Annotated in this window: 17 protein-coding genes and 1 pseudogene; 10 read left to right on the forward strand and 8 right to left on the reverse strand. The window is 70.1% G+C overall.

Features of this window, described 5'->3' with window-relative positions; translation table 11 throughout:
- Window positions 1–178: 178 nt before the first annotated feature.
- Window positions 179–411: pseudogene (locus ABEB09_RS21830) on the forward strand (hypothetical protein); the annotation flags it as partial.
- A gap of 66 nt (window positions 412–477) precedes the next feature.
- Complete coding sequence (locus ABEB09_RS21835) at window positions 478–936, forward strand: VOC family protein (protein ID WP_345691600.1); 459 nt, start codon at window positions 478–480, stop codon at window positions 934–936.
- Between the two features lie 33 nt (window positions 937–969).
- Here the strand turns inward: ABEB09_RS21835 and ABEB09_RS21840 are convergent, their stop codons facing one another.
- The 4 genes from ABEB09_RS21840 to ABEB09_RS21855 all read right to left on the reverse strand — a co-directional run bounded on the left by ABEB09_RS21840 (window position 970) and on the right by ABEB09_RS21855 (window position 3969).
- Window positions 970–1290 (reverse strand): hypothetical protein, encoded by a 321-nt coding sequence (locus tag ABEB09_RS21840; protein ID WP_345691601.1) that lies wholly within the window; start codon window positions 1288–1290, stop codon window positions 970–972.
- Between the two features lie 89 nt (window positions 1291–1379).
- Entirely contained in the window at window positions 1380–2069 is a 690-nt protein-coding gene (locus ABEB09_RS21845; protein ID WP_345691602.1) for a pentapeptide repeat-containing protein, read from the reverse strand.
- 251 nt (window positions 2070–2320) lie between these two features.
- Window positions 2321–2749: an NUDIX hydrolase gene (locus ABEB09_RS21850; RefSeq protein WP_345691603.1), complete on the reverse strand. Its 429-nt coding sequence runs from the start codon at window positions 2747–2749 to the stop codon at window positions 2321–2323.
- Window positions 2750–2790: 41 nt separating this feature from the next.
- Window positions 2791–3969: a helix-turn-helix domain-containing protein gene (locus ABEB09_RS21855; protein ID WP_345691604.1), complete on the reverse strand. Its 1179-nt coding sequence runs from the start codon at window positions 3967–3969 to the stop codon at window positions 2791–2793.
- Window positions 3970–4615: 646 nt separating this feature from the next.
- Between ABEB09_RS21855 and ABEB09_RS21860 the strand changes: the two genes are divergently transcribed.
- The 3 genes from ABEB09_RS21860 (at window position 4616) to ABEB09_RS21870 (ending at window position 6744) form a co-directional block, all read left to right on the forward strand.
- Window positions 4616–5497 (forward strand): methyltransferase domain-containing protein, encoded by an 882-nt coding sequence (locus tag ABEB09_RS21860; RefSeq protein ID WP_345691605.1) that lies wholly within the window; start codon window positions 4616–4618, stop codon window positions 5495–5497.
- A gap of 97 nt (window positions 5498–5594) precedes the next feature.
- Window positions 5595–5771: a hypothetical protein gene (locus tag ABEB09_RS21865; RefSeq protein WP_345691606.1), complete on the forward strand. Its 177-nt coding sequence runs from the start codon at window positions 5595–5597 to the stop codon at window positions 5769–5771.
- A 112-nt stretch (window positions 5772–5883) separates the two neighbouring features.
- A complete protein-coding gene (locus tag ABEB09_RS21870; RefSeq protein WP_345694033.1) occupies window positions 5884–6744 on the forward strand; it encodes an aKG-HExxH-type peptide beta-hydroxylase in 861 nt (286 codons plus the stop codon).
- A gap of 12 nt (window positions 6745–6756) precedes the next feature.
- Here ABEB09_RS21870 and ABEB09_RS21875 read toward each other — a convergent pair whose 3' ends face one another.
- Together ABEB09_RS21875 and ABEB09_RS21880 are read right to left on the reverse strand one after the other, a co-directional pair.
- Window positions 6757–7446, reverse strand: a complete 690-nt coding sequence (locus ABEB09_RS21875) for a pentapeptide repeat-containing protein (protein ID WP_345691607.1) — start codon at window positions 7444–7446, stop codon at window positions 6757–6759.
- Between the two features lie 172 nt (window positions 7447–7618).
- Window positions 7619–7891, reverse strand: a complete 273-nt coding sequence (locus ABEB09_RS21880) for a GntR family transcriptional regulator (RefSeq protein WP_345691608.1) — start codon at window positions 7889–7891, stop codon at window positions 7619–7621.
- Window positions 7892–8046: 155 nt separating this feature from the next.
- Between ABEB09_RS21880 and ABEB09_RS21885 the strand changes: the two genes are divergently transcribed.
- From ABEB09_RS21885 to ABEB09_RS21905, 5 genes are all read left to right on the forward strand, one after another.
- On the forward strand, window positions 8047–8280 hold the full coding sequence (locus ABEB09_RS21885; RefSeq protein WP_345691609.1) for a hypothetical protein: 234 nt from the start codon (window positions 8047–8049) through the stop codon (window positions 8278–8280).
- Window positions 8280–8546, forward strand: coding sequence for a hypothetical protein (locus ABEB09_RS21890; RefSeq protein ID WP_345691610.1), 267 nt, complete (start codon window positions 8280–8282; stop codon window positions 8544–8546). The genes ABEB09_RS21885 and ABEB09_RS21890 overlap by 1 nt, the downstream gene beginning before the upstream one ends.
- A 102-nt stretch (window positions 8547–8648) precedes the next feature.
- On the forward strand, window positions 8649–12383 hold the full coding sequence (locus tag ABEB09_RS21895) for an ABC transporter ATP-binding protein (protein WP_345691611.1): 3735 nt from the start codon (window positions 8649–8651) through the stop codon (window positions 12381–12383).
- A 192-nt stretch (window positions 12384–12575) separates the two neighbouring features.
- A complete protein-coding gene (locus ABEB09_RS21900; RefSeq protein ID WP_345694034.1) occupies window positions 12576–12956 on the forward strand; it encodes a hypothetical protein in 381 nt (126 codons plus the stop codon).
- A 100-nt stretch (window positions 12957–13056) separates the two neighbouring features.
- Entirely contained in the window at window positions 13057–14508 is a 1452-nt protein-coding gene (locus tag ABEB09_RS21905; RefSeq protein WP_345691612.1) for a S28 family serine protease, read from the forward strand.
- A gap of 35 nt (window positions 14509–14543) precedes the next feature.
- On the opposite strand, the gene ABEB09_RS21910 is transcribed toward ABEB09_RS21905, so the two are convergent.
- Together ABEB09_RS21910 and ABEB09_RS21915 are read right to left on the reverse strand one after the other, a co-directional pair.
- Window positions 14544–15125, reverse strand: coding sequence for a hypothetical protein (locus ABEB09_RS21910; protein WP_345691613.1), 582 nt, complete (start codon window positions 15123–15125; stop codon window positions 14544–14546).
- Window positions 15126–15222: 97 nt separating this feature from the next.
- A complete protein-coding gene (locus ABEB09_RS21915; protein ID WP_345691614.1) occupies window positions 15223–17043 on the reverse strand; it encodes a glycoside hydrolase family 3 protein in 1821 nt (606 codons plus the stop codon).
- Between the last annotated feature and the right edge of the window lie 263 nt (window positions 17044–17306).

Genomic DNA, 17306 nt, shown 5'->3' on the forward strand with positions numbered 1-17306 from the left:
GACAACAGCTTGATCGTCGCTCACCGGCCTTGCCGCCGGGTTGGCGTTCAGGCCGGCAAGCTTCGAGTAGCCCCTTGTCCCGGCTCACCAAGCTGCTGACACCGGACGCTGCAGCCGCCCACTCGACGCTGAAGCGCTCAGTCGCAATCACCCGATTGGCGGCCAACTGGAAGAAGCTCAGTGGGCCAACCGCTGGCGTCGCGGGAGCAAGGGCGGCCGACCCACCGTTTCGACCAGACGAAGCGCAGGAACGAAGTGGAGCGGACCATCAACGCTCTCAAGAACTTCCGGGCCGGGCCCACGAGATACGACAAGCGCGCCTACGTCTTCCATGGCACCGTCACCGTCACCGCGATCCGGCTATGGCTCCGGACAGCGCCTTGCTCGGCCGTCCACCTGATCCACGCTTGACCTCAACTATGGTTGAGCTCCTACCTTCGTGGTCATCGGCAGCAGCCAACCAAGGAGCCAGTTCCCATGACCACGACCGCCATTCCCGAGACCTACCGCAACGCTGTCATCGCCCACATCATGGTCGACGGCGCCGCCGTCGCGATCGACTTCTACACCAAGGCATTCGGCGCCGAAGAGCTGTTCCGCATCGACGGCCCGGACGGGCGCATCGTGCACGCCGAGGTCAGCATCCAGGGCTCCACGATCATGCTGGGCGACGCCGAGGGACCACTCTTCAGCGCACCGACCACCGTCGGCGGCACCACCGTGGGCCTGCACGTCTTCGTCGATGACGTCGATGCGCTCGCGCAACAGGCCGTCGCTGCCGGCGCGGAACTGCTACAGCCACCGGCCGACCAGTTCCATGGCGATCGCACGACCATGCTGAGGGACCCCTACGGGCACGTCTGGATTTTCCTCACGCACCTGGAGGACCTGACGCCGGGCGAGATCGCCCGTCGAGCCCGGGAACTCTTTCTCTGAACCATGACCCGCCGGTCAGGACCTGGCCGCCGGTCATTCACCGCATACCCGCGACCATGCCCAGCACAGCGACGGGCTGACGCACCACCACGGAAGGGCCCGCCGAACCGACGGCAGGATCCAGACCGCCGTCACAGCACCGGCAGCACTCATGGCGAGTACGCACGACAAGGTGATTCCGGCGTAGGCGTCGTCGTCCCAAGGGCCGGACGGACGGATCGACAGCGCCGTCCAGCAGAAGTAGGCAGTGATGAGCGTCAGCAGGAGGAGCGGCGCGACGAGGACCACGCGCAGGCAGCCGGGATCGTCAGTGGTCGTTGTCGGGTCGATTGGCCGATCGCGCCATGCGCGCATTGACGACGGGCCCTCGTTCCGGAGCTGAGGCCCGGCAGACCGCTCCTGCCCGGTCGCTCAGGCAGCCTCGGGCAGCTCCCGGCATGCGGCTAGCGGTCGCCGTCGAGGACGTCGCCGAAGGTCACCTCCAGCTCGGACAACAGGGCGTGGGCCATGTCGGCCTGCTGGACGCGGTCGACGATGACCTTCGACAGGGATGCGACCCCGAATACGGCCGACAAGTCGTTGCCGCGAAGGTCCGTGCCTTGGTAGCGGCCCTTGCCGAATTCGGTCCGCCGAAGCACGCAGTCGTCGAATACGGCGCCGCTCAGGTCACAGTCGAAGAACGAGGCTTCCGTAAGGGAGCACTTTGAGAAGACGACGGGGCCGACGGCGCGGTTCTTCTCGAAGGTGCAGTAGTCCAGCCTGCAGTTGTCGAACAGGACGTCTTCGAGGGTCAGACCGGCGAGCGTGGCGCCCATGACCCTGCAGTTGCGGAACACCACGCGGGAGAGCTTGCTGTCGCTCCACCTGGCGTTTCCGAGGTCGGCCGTGTCGAACACGACCGAGTTGACGCGTACCTCACTGAGGCGGAACTGGGCGGCGCGCAGATCGGCGATGCGGCCCGTGAGGAGCTGCACATCGGCGAGGTCCAGCGCGCGGAGATCAGCCCCGGTGTACTGGAAGTCCTGGACGATGCCGCGACCGTTCTCCAGCGACTCGACGTTCGACAGGTACAGGCCGGGCTCATCGAGGCCGGGCAGGGTCAGGCTGACGCGGCCGAAGGTGATCTCGTCCATGGTGCTCTCTCTGGTCGGGTACGGGTGAGGCGGGCCCCTTGGAGAGGCGGCCCGCCCTGGCTCCAGCGGTGCCCCCCGGTGGAGCGCCTGGCTGGTGTCCACCCTGCCGAAATGTCAGCCCATTCGGCATAGCCCCACGCCCGGCGTTCTTCCAAGGATGAGCCTGCTCACGCTGACCCTGGAGGCCCGGTCCCCGCATGCGCATGCGCATCCGCCTCGGCCCGCAAGGTGTGGGCCGGAGCGGGCATCTCCTACCGTGATCGCTGTGCCAGGAACAGTGCGAGCGGACCGGCCGGCAAGAGGAAGCGGCCATCCGCAGCAGCCGTGATCGCGTCGCTCAGCGTCCACCACGTGAGCTTGAAGTCCTGTTCGGTGGGGGTGAGCTGTTGAGGTCCCAGCGTCAGGTTTTCGGCGGTGAACAGGGACACTCGGGCGGGGGCTTCAGGGGTGATGGCGTAGGAGCCGAGCGAGCGCCAAACCTCAGCGGTGATCCCCGCTTCTTCCCTTAGTTCGCGGCGGGCGCACTGCTCCGGCGTTTCGCCGGACTCCTGCCGGCCACCGGGGAGGAAGAGGTAATCACCGCCGTGGCGCGGAAAGTCGGCACTGAGGAGGGCGACGAGCCCATGGGCGTCACGGGCCACGACGACGGAGGCGTGCGCGGGCTCGGTGCTGCTGTCCATGGGGGTGACGGTACCGGTGGCTCAAGGTGGTCAGCATGTCGCTACACGGCTAAACCGGTGCGCTTGTCCATGGCCAGCAGGTCGGGGCGGCTGCGCTGGTGCATGATGAACAACACCCGGAGGACCTCGCGGCTCATCGGATGGATCTCGGCCATCTGCGGCGCCACCTGGAAGGCGAGCTTCAGCGCGTCCTCAGCTCCCTGCAAGTCCTTCATCGCCAGCCGTGCCCGAGCCAGGTCGATGTAGAACCTGCCGACGCGGTTCGGCTTCAGCCCGGCGGGTGGCCTTCCCACCATGGGATCGGCCATCTCCACAGCCTTGTCCGGCTGCCTCAGCTCGATACGCGCGGCCAGTTCGTAGAGGGCGGTGTTGCCTTCGCCGAAGGTCAGATTGTGAAGGAGCTGGTCTTGCCGGAGTTGTGATGCCAAGCGCTTCGCATGCCGAAGGTGAGCTTCCGTGGCGGTCTTGTCCTCGTGCCGCGAAGCCAGGACGACCCCGCGTAGGTGGAGCGAGCCGAGAACTATGACGGCCTCGGGCCCGCTGGATCGGGAGCCCTCGAACTGACTGATGGCACGCTCCACGATGGCGAGACCGTCGTCGTACGCCCCCGCCGACTGGTACGTGCCCGCCTCGTTCCATGCCGCGGCGGCCTCCGCCGCCGGGTTCCAGGTACGCTGCGCAGCCCACTGCTGGCGAGACACGATCATGTCGGCCAGATCGGGCTGGGCGAGGCGGTGTGCAACCGCGTACGCGCAGCCGTAGAGGTCGGAGACCTGACCCCAGGCAACGGAGTCGCCACCGGCGTCCAGGGCCGTCGCGGTGGCCTGCCCCAGCAGCTTGGGCAGCTCGCGGAGGAGTTCCAGGTACTTGGTCTCGGCGCGGAGTTTGGCAGCCTTCTGGAGACCCTTGGCCAGTTCCTCGCGGGGCGGCGTGTCCTCCTTCGGCAGGGTGTGACGCCGCACCGCCCCTCGCAGATCGTTGAGTAGGTCGGACTGCTCGGACGGGTCGGTGAACGGCTGTCCGTTGATCCGCGCGGTGGTGACCCGTAGCGCCTTCGCGGCAGCCGCGACGACCGGTGGCGTGGCGGGTCGGAGGCCGGTCTCGATCTTGCTCAGGTACGAGACGGTGATTCCCATCTGACGTGCCAGTTTGGCCTGGCCGATGCCACGCGCCTTGCGCAGAACCGCGATGTTGTCACCGGCGGCGGGCGTGCTCTCCATGGCCTCACTCTTCCACCTCATAGGGCGCAGCGCTTCAACTGAACCTTCTTCGGCTCGCGTTGTGCAAGGTTTGTGTGAACTGATCTTCGGATGCCGTAGTTGACTCATCACAGACAGCGAACTCATGAGAAAGGTCTCCGTGCGGCACAAGCCAGTGCGGGGAGACCAAACCACGCGACGGTCGGGACGGATGAGGAGGAGTTCAGATGAGGTCTTGGTGGATTGTTCAGGCCACGGGCGGCGGCCCGCAGGACGACAGCGACTCCGGCAACAAGCACGGCGGCGGCGGCTCCGACGAGGGCGGCAATACGAATGACGGCCAGAGTCCGGCGGACGGTAAGTAGGTGGCCCCCGAGATGGCGGCTGAGGTCAGCCCCGAAACGCTGGCCCGCCAACTCGGCGATCAGGGCACACTTACGTCGGACTGGATGCCGGCATACAACGCCGTCCCGCGCGACCGCTTCGTCCCGGACGTGATCTGGCCGGGTCGAGCCGGAATGAACCGGCAGGGCGGCCGCGTCATTCGCTCGGAGGACCCCGAGGCGTGGTGGGAGGCGGTCTATGCAGACGCGCCGATCACGACGCAGTGGGACGACGGCGCCTACACGGGCCCGGGAAGGGCAAGACGCCGACTTCTTCCTCCTCGATGCCGACGATGGTGTTCTCGATGCTGAACGCCCTTAGCGTCGAGCCGGGTCACCACGTCCTGGAGATCGGCACAGGAACGGGTTGGAACGCGGCCCTCCTCTGTCACCGGCTCGGGGACCAGAACGTGGTGACGGTCGAGGTCGACGCTTCCATTGCGTCCGAGGCGCGCGGACGGCTCTTCGCGGCCGACCTCGCGCCTGAAGTGGTCGTTGGCGATGGTGCCATCGGCTATGGAAAACGGAGCCCGTACGACCGGATCATCGCGACTGCCTCCGTGGGCACCATCCCTTCCCAGTGGATCGGGCAGGCGCACCCAGGGGCGGTCATCGTCACCCCGTGGGGACCCGTTTACGGCGGGGAGGCGGTCTCCCGTCTCGTCGTGGACGAGACGGGAGTGGCAAGCGGGCGCTTCGTCGGTTCCTCCGCGTTCATGCGTCTCCGACAGCACCGGAAGAACCTGCCTCCCACGGACCGGTTTCTCGATCAGGCGAAGTGGCCCCTCGGTGCCGCGAGGTCGAGGACAACCTTGTCGCCCGACGACGTGGGTGACTGGATCTGCATGTTTGCCATCGGGGTGCAGGTACCGGACCTCTTCTGCCGCGTCACCTGGGGTGAGGGTGGCTCCTACCGCCTGTGGCTCTTCGACACGGGCGTCACCAGCTGGGCAACCGCGGACTACGCGGAGAATCGCTCAGACTTCGAGGTGGCCCAGTCCGGACCACGGAAGCTGTGGGAGGAACTCGAAGGGGCCTACCGGTGGTGGCATCAGCAGGGCCGGCCGGACTTCGACCGCTTCGGCCTCACCACGCGAGGAGGGCCCGCCTACCAGGTATGGCTCGACGCCCCCGACAACCCTGTCCCACTACGCGAGGCCGGGTAATCAGACCCCCGTCCTGGCCGCTCCCCTTCGCACGGTTATGCGGCCAGGACGGGTCAGTAAGGGCAGTGCACCAATCCATCGAAATGAGGAGACACACATGAGCCCCAAGAAGACCGTACAGGTCGAGACGGCGGCCATGCCGCGCGAGGTTCTCTCCGACCCCGTCGCGGCCGTGAAGGAGGACTCCCCCGAGCTGAGCGCCAGCGTGGAGGCGTCGGTCCAGCGGTCCCAGGAGGACGCGAACAACTGCATGATGGGCGGCTGGACCTCCTGACCGCTGCCTGCTGCGCCACGGGCGCTGACTCCCCGCAGCGTGCCCGGGGCGGGCTCCCGTCCCGGGCACGCACCACAAGGACACCGTTTGAGGAGAGATCCACGTGCACTTCATGAACATCGGACACACCTACGAGAACACCGCCCGTCTGGTCCACGCCGTCACCGGGGAATACCCGGCCGCCGAGGACCTGAGCACGGCCTACAGGGCGGCCGTCTCGAATCCCGAACTGCGTCCCATGCCGGTCGAGGGGGAGGGTATCTCCCTCTCGTACGAAAACGGCGCCTGGGCCGAGTTCTGCACCGATAACGGCATCTTCCAGCACATCTTCAAGGGCGCCGGCCCCTCCGACGGTCCGACGCGCGAGGGCTGGGACAACAAGGTCGCCAACGCCCTCGACCTCGTCCAGGAGATCAGCCCGGACCTCCGCCGCATGGTAGACCTACTGGTCACCGACCTCGTCATCCTCAACAGCGGAGCGGACGGCGGTGGCTCCGCCTCGCACATCCCCGGCGTCGTCGTCATGAGCCCCGGCCAGAACTGGGGGGTGCTCGACTACGCGATGTGCCTCGTCCACGAGGGCATGCACCTGAACCTCTTCTTGGCAGACAAGGTGTACGGGACCTTCCGGCTCTCGTCCACCGAACTCGAAGCCGAGCAGTACCGAGCCCTGTCGGCCGTCAAGATCGGGCAGAGGCGTCCGCTCGACAAGGCGTTCCACGCCGCGATCGTGACGGTTCCGCTGATGCTCATGGAGCACCACGAGGGCAGGACGACGCTCGTGGACCTCTACACCAAGTCGTTGCGGGACGCTTGTGAGGACCTGCAGAGGCAGCGCCCGCACTTCACCGAGTACGGACGCCTGCTGCTCGATGAACTGTGCCGCTTCGGCGAGGCGATCGATTTCGACCACGTCGCACGCGCGATCTCGAGCCCCGACTACGCGGGCTACAGGCCCGCGGTCGCAGCCTGACCGGCCGGTCACCTACGGCTCGAACACCAGCCCTGCTTCCCGTGCAAGGCTCAGGGCGAGCTCCATCGATCCCGGGCCTTGCACGACGGCCCCCCGCAGGCCGGCCGATCCGAAGACATCGACGAGCGTGCAGTTCTCGAAACGCACGACGCCAAGATTTTTGGCGTTGGCGAACTGCCCGCCAGTGAGGTCGCAATTCTCGAACCTCACGTTGTGCATCTCCGCCCCCTGGAAATCCGCGCCGGCCATCTTGCAATCGCTGAAGGTGACGGCGTAAAGCTTCATGTGCCGGAAGAGGCCCGGGGCAATGACGCAGTTCTCGATACGAACATCCCGGAAGGTACCTGACTTCCAGGACGACCCGGTGAAGCGACTTCCCGCGATGGCGCACCGGATCAAGGACACGTCCTGTGCGCTTACCTCGGCGAAGTCGCATGTGGTGAACCGTGAGTCGCTGAACTGGCTCTGCCGCAATCGGGCGCCAGTGAAGCGGGAGTTCTCGAAGGTGCATCCCTCGACCTCGGCCGCCTCTGCTGCGAGAGCAATGAATGGCGTCCCGTCGAACTCGACTCCCCGGATGATGACATCGTCCTCCAGGACGTCTCTCGACATATCCGCCCGGCGCAGCGAGTCCGGCAGCCTCGGGCTCGTCAGGTTCTTGACTCGCGTGATCCTGTCGCTTTGCCGAGCAATCCGCGCCATGTGCAGGCAATCCATTCTCGGGTCGAGTGGGATGTGCCGAGTCTAGGGGAAATCTCCCCGGCAATCGGGCAGTTGGGAAGCGTCCTCGTGTGTTCCCGTGCAGGCGCGCAGCTCGTGCGGGCCTTCCGCAGAGGAGGCCTGGCCGGGATGGGCCAACCTTCGGTCAGGCTCGTCAGTCAGAGGACTCGCCGTCCTCGGGCGATGGCAGGGTCGGCTGCTCGGCGACGAACGAGCCCTTTCCACGCACCGTGATGATCAGGCCCTGCTTGCTCAGGAGCTGGACGGCCGCTCGCGCGGTCGGCCGCGACACTTTGAACTCCCCACAGATGGCCGCCTCCGAGGGGACTCGGCGGCGAGGTGCATAGGTGCCGTCGGCGATCCGCGCGGTCAGTACGGCCGCGATCTGCTCGTACAGCGGCTCGGGCCCTTCGAGGTCAACAGTCATATATCGACCGTATTTGACGTACGACGATGGTTGTCGTCAGGTGACGTCACCTGACATCACCTGACAAGTGGCGCTAGTCTTCCGGACAAACAGAGACCCCGGCGGCCTGGCAGGGCCCCGGGGCATGGCCACCAGCTTCAGAGGAGCTGACGACAGTGAGCATTATCCATGTGTGCGCACGCCTGCTGGGGGTGTTCGCGCCCGGTTCCGGGCGGCGGCGAGCCGAGTCGAGCCGCGCTGCACGGACTCGGGCCTCGCGGCACGTCGGGCTGCGGTTGCCCGCCCATCGAAGCCCCTACGGGATCACCCAAGCCGCCGTCCTCGACGGGGACGCGGGCCCCCTGGTCCGGCCCTACCTGACCGGCCCGGTGTGGGCGGAGGCCGTGTGATGGAGCCCCCTACCGAAGTGCGGCTGATCCACAGCGGTGGGGCCGAGGGGAAGGACTGCGTCCTGATCACCGACGGGGGTGGTCCACTGACCCGCCTCGCCGACGGCGTGGAGGCGGGACTGCTCCGGGCGGCCGCCCACACTCTCGCCCGCGCCCGCAGCCTCTTCCCCTACGCCGACCGCGACGAGCTGCGTGACCTCGCCGAATGTCTGGCCGACAGCCTGGAGGACGCCCTCCGCGTGGCGGAGGGGCGACGCGGGTCCTAGGACGAAAGTCCGGACTTCGGCGCCACCGGCCAGGGGCGGGATGAAAAGCCGGGCCTCCCCTGTTGGTGCCTTCCGGTAGGACAGGACACCGGGAGGCACACAGTGGCGGCAGCGGGGGAACGAGCGGCACCGGCCGCGGGGCAGAGCTGGGCCCGGCGGCTCTGGGAGTACGCCTGGCGCCACCCCGGGGACGTCGTCCTGGCCCTCGGCTCCTCCCTCGGCGGCATGGCGCTCATGGCGCTCGTCCCGCTCATCACCAAGATCGTCATCGATGACGTGATCGGGGAGGGGACGGGCTCACTCGCCCTGTGGATCGGGCTTCTCATCGCCGCGGCCGTGGCCGTCTACGTCCTCACCTACATCCGGCGCTACTACGGCGGACGCCTCGCCCTCGACGTGCAGCACGACCTGCGCACCGAGATGTACGCCACGATCAGCCGGCTCGACGGCAAGCGGCAGGACGAGCTGTCCACCGGGCAGGTCGTAGGCCGCGCCACCAGCGACCTGCAGCTGATCCAGGGCCTGCTCTTCATGCTCCCGATGACCATCGGGAACTTCCTGCTCTTCTTCATCTCGCTCGGCGTCATGGCGTGGTTGTCCGTGCCGCTCACCCTCGTCGCCGTCGCCGTCGCCCCCGCCCTGTGGTTCATCGCCCGGCGCAGCCGCAACCGCCTCCACCCCGCCACCTGGTACGCCCAGGCGCAGGCCGGGCACGTCGCGGGCGTCGTCGACGGCGCCGTCACCGGCGTACGGGTCGTCAAGGGCTTCGGGCAGGAGGAGCAGGAGACCGGCAAGCTGCGCGAGGCGAGCCGGGCGCTGTTCGCCGGCCGCCTGCGCACCATCCGCCTCAACGCCCGCTACACCCCCGCCCTCCAGGCCGTGCCCACCCTCGGCCAGGTGGCGATGCTCGCGCTCGGCGGCTGGCTCGCCACCCGCGGCCAGATCACCCTCGGCACGTTCGTCGCCTTCTCCACGTACCTCGCGCAGCTCATCGGCCCCGTCCGGATGCTCGCCATGGTCCTCACCGTCGCCCAGCAGGCCCGCGCCGGCGTCGAGCGGGTCCTGGAACTCATCGACACCGAGCCGACCATCGAGGACGGCACCACGGCGCTGCCGGCCGACGCCCCCGCGAGCGTCGAGTTCGACGACGTGTCCTTCGCGTACGAGGACGGGCGGCCGGTCCTCGACGGGTTCTCGCTGACCATCCGCCCCGGCGAGACCGTCGCCGTCGTCGGCTCCTCCGGCAGCGGCAAGTCCACCGTCTCGCTCCTCCTGCCCCGCTTCTACGACGTGACGCGAGGAGCCGTGCGGGTCGGCGGGCACGACGTGCGCGAGCTGACCCTGGAGTCCCTGCGGACCGCCATCGGGCTCGTACCGGAAGACAGCTTCCTCTTCTCCGACACCGTCCGCGCCAACATCGCCTACGGGCGGGCCGACGCCACCCAGGAGGAGATCGAGGCCGCCGCCCGGGCCGCACAGGCCGACCGGTTCATCGCGGACCTCCCCGACGGCTACGACACGAAGGTCGGCGAGCACGGCCTCACCCTGTCCGGCGGACAGCGTCAGCGCATCGCCCTCGCCCGCGCCATCCTCACCGACCCGCGCCTGCTGCTCCTCGACGACGCCACCTCCGCCGTCGACGCCCGCGTCGAGCACGAGATCCACGAGGCCCTGCGCTCCGTCATGGCCGGGCGCACCACCCTCCTCATCGCCCACCGCCGCTCCACCCTGAACCTCGCCGACCGGATCGCCGTGCTCGACGGGGGCCGCCTCTCGGACATCGGCACCCACGACGAACTCCAGGACCGCTCCCCGCTCTACCGGCGCCTCCTCACCGACCCCGACGAGCTGGGCGGCGTATCGCCCGGCCACATCCTCCAGCTCCCCGCGGCCGAGAAGGACGACCACACCGTACGGGCCGAACTGGACGCCGAGTTCGACGCCGAGCGCGGCATCACCCCCACCCTGTGGGACCGCGACGCCGCCGCCGATGCCACCGACAGCACACCGGGCGCCACGCCCGAACTCCTCGCCCAGGTCGAGGCGCTGCCCCCGGCGACCGACACCCCGGACGTCGACGAGGAACGCGCCGTCCGCCCCGAGGACTCCTACGGCCTGCGCAGGCTGCTGCGCGGCTTCGGGCTGCCCCTCCTGATCAGTCTCCTGCTCGTCGCCGTCGACGCGGGCGCGGGCCTCCTCCTGCCCGTACTGATCCGGCACGGCATCGACGAGGGCGTCACCCAGCAGGCCCTCGGTGCCGTGTGGGCGGCTTCCGCGCTCGCCCTGGTGACCGTCGTCGTGCAGTGGGCGGCCCAGGTCGGCGAGACGCGCATGACCGGCCGGACCGGCGAGCGGGTCCTCTACTCGCTGCGCCTGAAGATCTTCGCCCAGCTCCAGCGGCTCGGACTCGACTACTACGAACGCGAGCTGACCGGCCGCATCATGACCCGGATGACCACGGACGTCGACGCCCTGTCGACCTTCCTCCAGACGGGCCTCGTCACGGCCTTCGTCTCCGTCGTCACCTTCTTCGGCATCATGGTCGCGCTCGTCGTCATCGACGTACAGCTCGCCCTGGTCGTCTTCGCCACGCTGCCCGTCCTGATCGTCGGCACCTTCTTCTTCCGGCGCGCCAGCGTCAAGGCGTACGAGCTGGCCCGAGAGCGGATCAGTGTCGTCAACGCCGACCTCCAGGAGTCCGTCGCCGGCCTGCGCATCGTCCAGGCGTTCCGCCGCGAGCGGTCGGGCGGCGCCCGCTTCGTACGGCGCAGCCGCGAGTACCGCGAGGCGCGGGTGCGCGGCCAGTGGCTGATCTCCGTGTACTTCCCGTTCGTCCAGCTCCTGTCGTCCCTCGCGGCGGCGGCGGTCCTGGTCGTCGGCGCCGGCCGGATCGAGGCCGGCACCCTCACGGCGGGCGCCCTGGTCGCCTACCTCCTCTACATCGACCTGTTCTTCGCCCCGGTGCAGCAGCTCTCGCAGGTCTTCGACGGCTACCAGCAGGCGTCGGTGTCGCTGGGACGCATGCAGGAACTGCTGCGCGAGCCGACGTCGACGGCCCCGGCTCCCGACCCGAAGCCCGTGTCGGCCCTGCGGGGCGACATCGCCTTCGAGGACGTCTCCTTCTCCTACGGCTCCGACGAGGCCGCCCTCAGCGGCGTCGACCTGCGGATCCCCGCCGGCCAGACGGTCGCGTTCGTCGGCGAGACCGGCGCGGGCAAGTCGACGCTCGTCAAGCTGGTCGCACGGTTCTACGACCCGACCGCCGGGCGCGTCACCGTGGACGGCACCGACCTCCGCGACCTCGACCTCACCGCGTACCGCCACCGGCTCGGCGTCGTCCCGCAGGAGGCGTACCTGTTCCCCGGCACCGTGCGGGACGCCATCGCCTACGGGCGGCCCGACGCCACGGACGCCGAGGTGGAGGCGGCGGCGCGGGCGGTCGGCGCGCACGACATGATCGCCACGCTCGACGGCGGCTACCTGCACGAGGTCGCCGAGCGCGGCCGCAACCTGTCCGCGGGGCAGCGGCAGCTGATCGCGCTGGCCCGGGCGGAACTCGTCGACCCCGAGGTGCTGTTGCTGGACGAGGCGACGGCGGCGCTGGATCTCGCGACGGAGGCGCAGGTCAACCAGGCCACCGACCGCCTGGCGGGCCGCCGCACCACCCTGGTGGTCGCCCACCGGCTGACCACCGCCGCCCGCGCGGACCGCGTGGTGGTCATGGACCGCGGGCGCGTCGCGGAGGACGGGACGCACGACGAACTCCTCGCGCGGGAGGGGCGCTACGCGGAGCTGTGGCGCACCTTCACCGGCGAGACGGAACCGGCGACGGCGTAGGCGCCGGGCTCGAGGCCCGCTCCCGCCGGCGGTCGGACGCCACCGCCACCGGACCCACGGCGTGCGCGAGCCCGGCCCGCCGCCCGGTCCGGTGGCGCAACCCTTTGGGGGCCTCCTGCGTCGTACGCATGTACGTGCGTGTGGGCGAAGGAGAGCAACGTGTTCAGTGGTGCGACGGCCGCCACGGCCGGCATGACGAGACGGCTCGCGTGCGGGCTCGCGGTGCTCCTCGCCGCGGCCTGCCTCACCGTCGCCGGGCCAGGCGTGGGCACCGCCGACGCCGTGACCCTCGGATGCGCCGGGCGGCTCGCCAAGACCGTGCCGTTCGCCACCGGCGAGCTGCGCATCTACAAGAGCCGCCAGTACGCCTGCGCCATCACGGTCGCCAAGAAGCCCGGCGCCCGCCGCTCCATGTCCGTGACCCTCCAGGCACGCGGCGGGCGGGCCGCCACCGAGAAGGGCCGGTTCGCCCGGCAGGCGGGCCCGGTGACCGTCCACGCCCTCAACCGCTGCGTCCGCGCCTCCGGCGCCGTCGCCGGCCACGGCGGCGGTACCGGCTGGATCCTCTGCTGAACCGCGCCGACGAACCCGCCCGCCCCCGCAACTGGGGGTGGCGGCGCGCCTGTTGCCACCGCTAGGTTCGCGGCGACCGTTGTGAACCAGTGGAGGGCGCATGCGCAGAACGCTCAGATGGCTGCTGTCGCTCGTGGTGCTGATAGGCACCGTGAGCGCGGCCGGCACGGCCACCGCCGCCGGCCCGGACAGCACCACCGCCACCCCGGCGGGCAGCTCCGCCGACATCAAGGACCGCATCCTGGCGATCCCCGGGATGAGCCTGATCGAGGAGAAGCCGTACCCCGGTTACCGCTTCTTCGTCCTGAGCTACACCCAGCCGGTGGACCACCGCCGCCCCTCCAAGGGCAGCTTCCCGCAGCGGCTGACCCTGCTCCACAAGGACACCAGCCGCCCCACCGTCTTCTACACGAGCGGCTACCACGTCAACGCCAACCCCCGCCGCTCCGAGCCGACCCGGATCATCGACGGCAACCAGGTCTCCCTGGAGTACCGCTTCTTCACCCCGTCCCGCCCCCAGCCGGCCGACTGGTCCAAGCTGGACATCTGGCAGGCCGCGTCCGACCAGCACCGGCTGTTCACCGCGCTGAAGAAGGTCTACGACCGCAAGTGGATCGCCACCGGCGGCTCCAAGGGCGGCATGACCGCCACGTACTACGAGCGGTTCTACCCCCGTGACATGGACGGCGTCGTCGCCTACGTCGCGCCCAACGACGTGGTGGAGAAGCAGGACGCCGCCTACGACCGGTTCTTCGCGAACGTCGGCACCGAGGAGTGCCGCGACCGGCTGAACGCCCTGCAGCGCGAGGCACTGGTCCGCCGCACGAGCCTGCAGAAGAAGTACCAGGACTGGGCCACCGCCGAGGGCGCCACGTTCCACACCGTCGGCAGCGTCGACAAGGCGTACGAGGCCGTCGTCCTCGACTTCGTCTGGGCCTTCTGGCAGTACTGGGGCGAGGCCGACTGCGCGAGCATCCCCGACGCCGCCACCGCCACCGACGACACCGTGTACGACACCATCGGCACGTACTCCGGCTGGGACTTCTACACCGACCAGGGCCTGGAGCCCTACACGCCGTACTACTACCAGGCGGCCACCGAACTCGGCTCGCCCAGCCTGCGGCTGCCGCACCTCGACGGCCTCACCCGCTACGGCTACCAGCCCGCGCACACCTTCGTCCCGGACGACATCCCGACCCGGTTCAAGCCCTGGGTGATGCGTGACGTCGACAACTGGGTCCGCCGCAACGCCCGCCACATGCTGTTCGTGAACGGCCAGAACGACCCGTGGGGCGCCGAGCCGTTCCGCGTCGACCGCGGCGCGAAGGACAGCTACGTGTTCACCGCGCCCGGCGCCAACCACGGCGCCAACATCGCCGGCCTGAACGAGGACGAGCGCACCCTGGCCACCGCCAGGCTCCTGGAGTGGGCGGGCGTCGCCCCGGCCACCGTCCAGGCCGACCCCGACAAGGCCAAGCCGCTCGCGCGGTTCGACGTACGCCTCGACAAGCAGGACATCCGGCGGGAGCTGACCCTCCCGCGCCTGCCCTGAGCACGAACCGTGCCTCGCGCGCACCGGCCGTGACCTCACAGCCGGTGCGCGCACCCCACCGCCCGCTCGCCGCCCAGCCGCACGTACAGATCCGTGCCCGCCGGGCACCGCGACCGATGCTCCACCGCCGCCACGACCTGGAACTCCGGCGGGCGTTCACCGGAGCCGTCGCAGGCGGTCTCCCTGACCTGCCCGCCGCGCGAGCCGTCCAGGCAGTCGCCGACGACGGTGTGCGGGCCCCCGCCGCCCCCCGGGTCGCCGGGGTGCGGCGGCTCCAGATTGCGCATGCACGCATAGCCGCGCCGGTCGCCGGGCGCCGCCGCGTCCAGCGTGATGTGCAGGACGTAGTCGGTGACCGCCGGGCACAGCGGCCGTCCCACGGGACGGCCCGCGTACCGGCCGAGGACCCGCGCCGCCGCCTTCTCGCTCCCGCACGACACCTCGCGGAACACCGGCCCGCGCGTACCGCACTCACCCACGCCCAGGAACACCGCCCCGTACGACGGTGAGGACGCGGCGGAGGTCGCCGCGACGGGCCGCGGCCCCGGCGCGGCCGCGCATCCGGGCAGGCCGAGCACCGCCACCAGCACGACCAGCGCCCCGCGCACGACCCGCATGAGAGCCCCCGCCCTCCCACGACCTGCCCCCGACTGTCCGTCCAGCGTGAACCGCCGTGGCGGGTCCACGCCAGACGGACCGGGGCGTTTCGTACGGCTAGTACGTCAGGCCGTACCCGATCGGGTACAGCACCTGCGCCGGGTCGTCCGCGCGCTGCACCGGCACGGGCAGCCGCCCCCGAGGCCCGGTCAGGCCGGCTATCACCCGTGCGGCGGCGCGCAGTTCGACGTCGGTCCAGGAGTAGGTGGCGAGCGTGGCCCGCTGGCCGCCGATCCGGGCGATGTCGTACGGGTTGCGCAGGGCGACGGTGACGACGGGGACGCCCGTCGTCGCGAGCCGCGTCACGAGCGTGCGCTGAGGACTGGTCGCGGTCACGTTGTACGTGCCGACGACGACCACGTCCTTGCCGGCCGCCGCGGCCACCGCCTCCTCGATGCGGCCGGTGGACGGGTTGATGCCCGTGGACAGGGCCGTGGCGGTGAAGCCCAGCTCGGTGAGGGCGGCGGCGAGCGTGGCCGTGGGCGGGCCGGTCGTGCCCGACGGGGACGCCGGATCGGCGCCCACCACGAGCACGTCGCCGTGCGTGCGGCGGTCGAGCGGCAGCAGGCCGCCGGTGTTGAGGAGCAGCGTGGTGGTCTCCTCGGCGATCCGGTCGGCCGCGTCCAGATGGGCCTGTCTGCCGACGACGCGCTCCACGCCCGCGTGCGTCACGTACGGGTCGCGGAACAGCCCGAGCTTCGCCTTCAGCCGCAGGATCCGCAGGATCGATTCGTCGACGCGTTCCTCGCTGATCTCCCCGTTCCGTACGGCGCCCAGGACGGCGTTCCAGGCGAGCGCCAGGTTCGGCGGGTTGAGGAGCTGGTCGCAGCCGGCCTTGAGGGCCAGGACGGGCACCCGGTCGTCGCCGTACTTGGTGCGGACCCCCTCCATGCCCAGCGAGTCCGTCACCACCACCCCGTCGTAGCCGAGCTGTTCGCGCAGGATGCCGGTGAGGATGGGCCGGGAGAGGGTGGCCGGGTCCTCGGCCGGGTCGAGCGACGGGACGACGATGTGCGCCGTCATGACCGCGTCGATGCCGGCGGCTACGGCCGCCCGGAAGGGCGGCGCGTCGAGGGTGCGCCACTGCTCGCGGGTGTGGTGGATGTACGGAAGCTTGGTGTGGCTGTCGTCCGTGGTGTCGCCGTGGCCGGGGAAGTGCTTGGCGGTCGCCGCGACGCCCGCCCCCTGGTAGCCCTTCACCTGGGCGGCCACCAGCCGGGCCACGGCCTGCGGGTCGGCGCCGAAGGAGCGGACGCCGATGACCGGGTTGGCGGGGTTGACGTTCACGTCGGCGACGGGCGCGTAGTTCTGCCGGATCCCCAGGGCGGCCAGCTCCGTACCGGCGATCCGGGCGGCGCGGCGGGCCAGGTCGCGGGACCCGGCGGCACCGAGGGCCATCGCGCCGGGCATGAGGGTGGCGGGCTCGCCGACGCGGGCGACGATGCCGTGCTCCTGGTCCGTGGAGATCAGGACCGGTACGGGCGTCCGCCGGCCGAGCGCGGCGCGCTGGATGCCGTTGGACAGGTCGGCGATCTGGTGCGGGTCGCGGGTGTTGTGCGCCCAGGCGAAGTAGATGATCCCGCCCACGTGGTACTTCTCGATCAGCTCCGCGGCGGTGCGGACCCCGATCTCCCGCAGGTTCGCGTCGATGTCGGCCTGGTCCGGGGCGGTCGCGGAGTGCCCGTACACCCGCATGACGAAGAGCTGGCCGACCTTCTCCTCCAGGGACATGCCCGCGACGATCCGCGCGAGCAGGTCCTCGCTCACGGCCGCCGCCGCGGGGGCGGTGACCCCGGCGGCGACTCCGGTGGCGGCCGCGACGGCTGCGGCGGCGGTGACGGTGAGGAGGGTGCGTCTGGTGGTGGCGCGGTAGTGCACTGGTGCTCCTTCCGGCCGTACGTGACGAGAGTTGAAGGAAACTTCCAAGGTGTCACCGTTAGGCGAAAGTAACTGCCAGGTCAAGAACGCGCGCACAGCCCTGTCACCGTGAGGTGAGCGGGCGGTGCGGCGGCGGGGAGGGCCCGCCACCGGCGCTTGAGGAGGGGGCACACCGGCGGCGGGGTGCTGCGCTGCGCAGGCGGCGGGAGGGGGAGTCGGCGATCGCAGCCAGCGAACGAGAGCCGACACCGCTCTGCGGTGAC

It is taken from the genome of Streptomyces coeruleoprunus, from assembly GCF_039542925.1.
Lineage (GTDB): Bacteria > Actinomycetota > Actinomycetes > Streptomycetales > Streptomycetaceae > Streptomyces > Streptomyces coeruleoprunus.

What these genes read in the sequence shown, in the direction of transcription:
- ABEB09_RS21860 (WP_345691605.1), top strand. Translation starts at nt 4,616, where the DNA reads ATGCCGACGATGGTGTTCTCGATGCTGAACGCCCTTAGCGTCGAGCCG.
- ABEB09_RS21850 (WP_345691603.1), bottom strand. Translation starts at nt 2,749, where the DNA reads ATGGACAGCAGCACCGAGCCCGCGCACGCCTCCGTCGTCGTGGCCCGT.
- ABEB09_RS21865 (WP_345691606.1), top strand. Translation starts at nt 5,595, where the DNA reads ATGAGCCCCAAGAAGACCGTACAGGTCGAGACGGCGGCCATGCCGCGC.
- ABEB09_RS21870 (WP_345694033.1), top strand. Translation starts at nt 5,884, where the DNA reads ATGAACATCGGACACACCTACGAGAACACCGCCCGTCTGGTCCACGCC.
- ABEB09_RS21910 (WP_345691613.1), bottom strand. Translation starts at nt 15,125, where the DNA reads ATGCGGGTCGTGCGCGGGGCGCTGGTCGTGCTGGTGGCGGTGCTCGGC.
- ABEB09_RS21890 (WP_345691610.1), top strand. Translation starts at nt 8,280, where the DNA reads ATGGAGCCCCCTACCGAAGTGCGGCTGATCCACAGCGGTGGGGCCGAG.
- ABEB09_RS21905 (WP_345691612.1), top strand. Translation starts at nt 13,057, where the DNA reads ATGCGCAGAACGCTCAGATGGCTGCTGTCGCTCGTGGTGCTGATAGGC.
- ABEB09_RS21835 (WP_345691600.1), top strand. Translation starts at nt 478, where the DNA reads ATGACCACGACCGCCATTCCCGAGACCTACCGCAACGCTGTCATCGCC.
- ABEB09_RS21875 (WP_345691607.1), bottom strand. Translation starts at nt 7,446, where the DNA reads ATGGCGCGGATTGCTCGGCAAAGCGACAGGATCACGCGAGTCAAGAAC.
- ABEB09_RS21900 (WP_345694034.1), top strand. Translation starts at nt 12,576, where the DNA reads ATGACGAGACGGCTCGCGTGCGGGCTCGCGGTGCTCCTCGCCGCGGCC.
- ABEB09_RS21845 (WP_345691602.1), bottom strand. Translation starts at nt 2,069, where the DNA reads ATGGACGAGATCACCTTCGGCCGCGTCAGCCTGACCCTGCCCGGCCTC.
- ABEB09_RS21855 (WP_345691604.1), bottom strand. Translation starts at nt 3,969, where the DNA reads ATGGAGAGCACGCCCGCCGCCGGTGACAACATCGCGGTTCTGCGCAAG.
- ABEB09_RS21840 (WP_345691601.1), bottom strand. Translation starts at nt 1,290, where the DNA reads ATGCGCGCATGGCGCGATCGGCCAATCGACCCGACAACGACCACTGAC.
- ABEB09_RS21880 (WP_345691608.1), bottom strand. Translation starts at nt 7,891, where the DNA reads ATGACTGTTGACCTCGAAGGGCCCGAGCCGCTGTACGAGCAGATCGCG.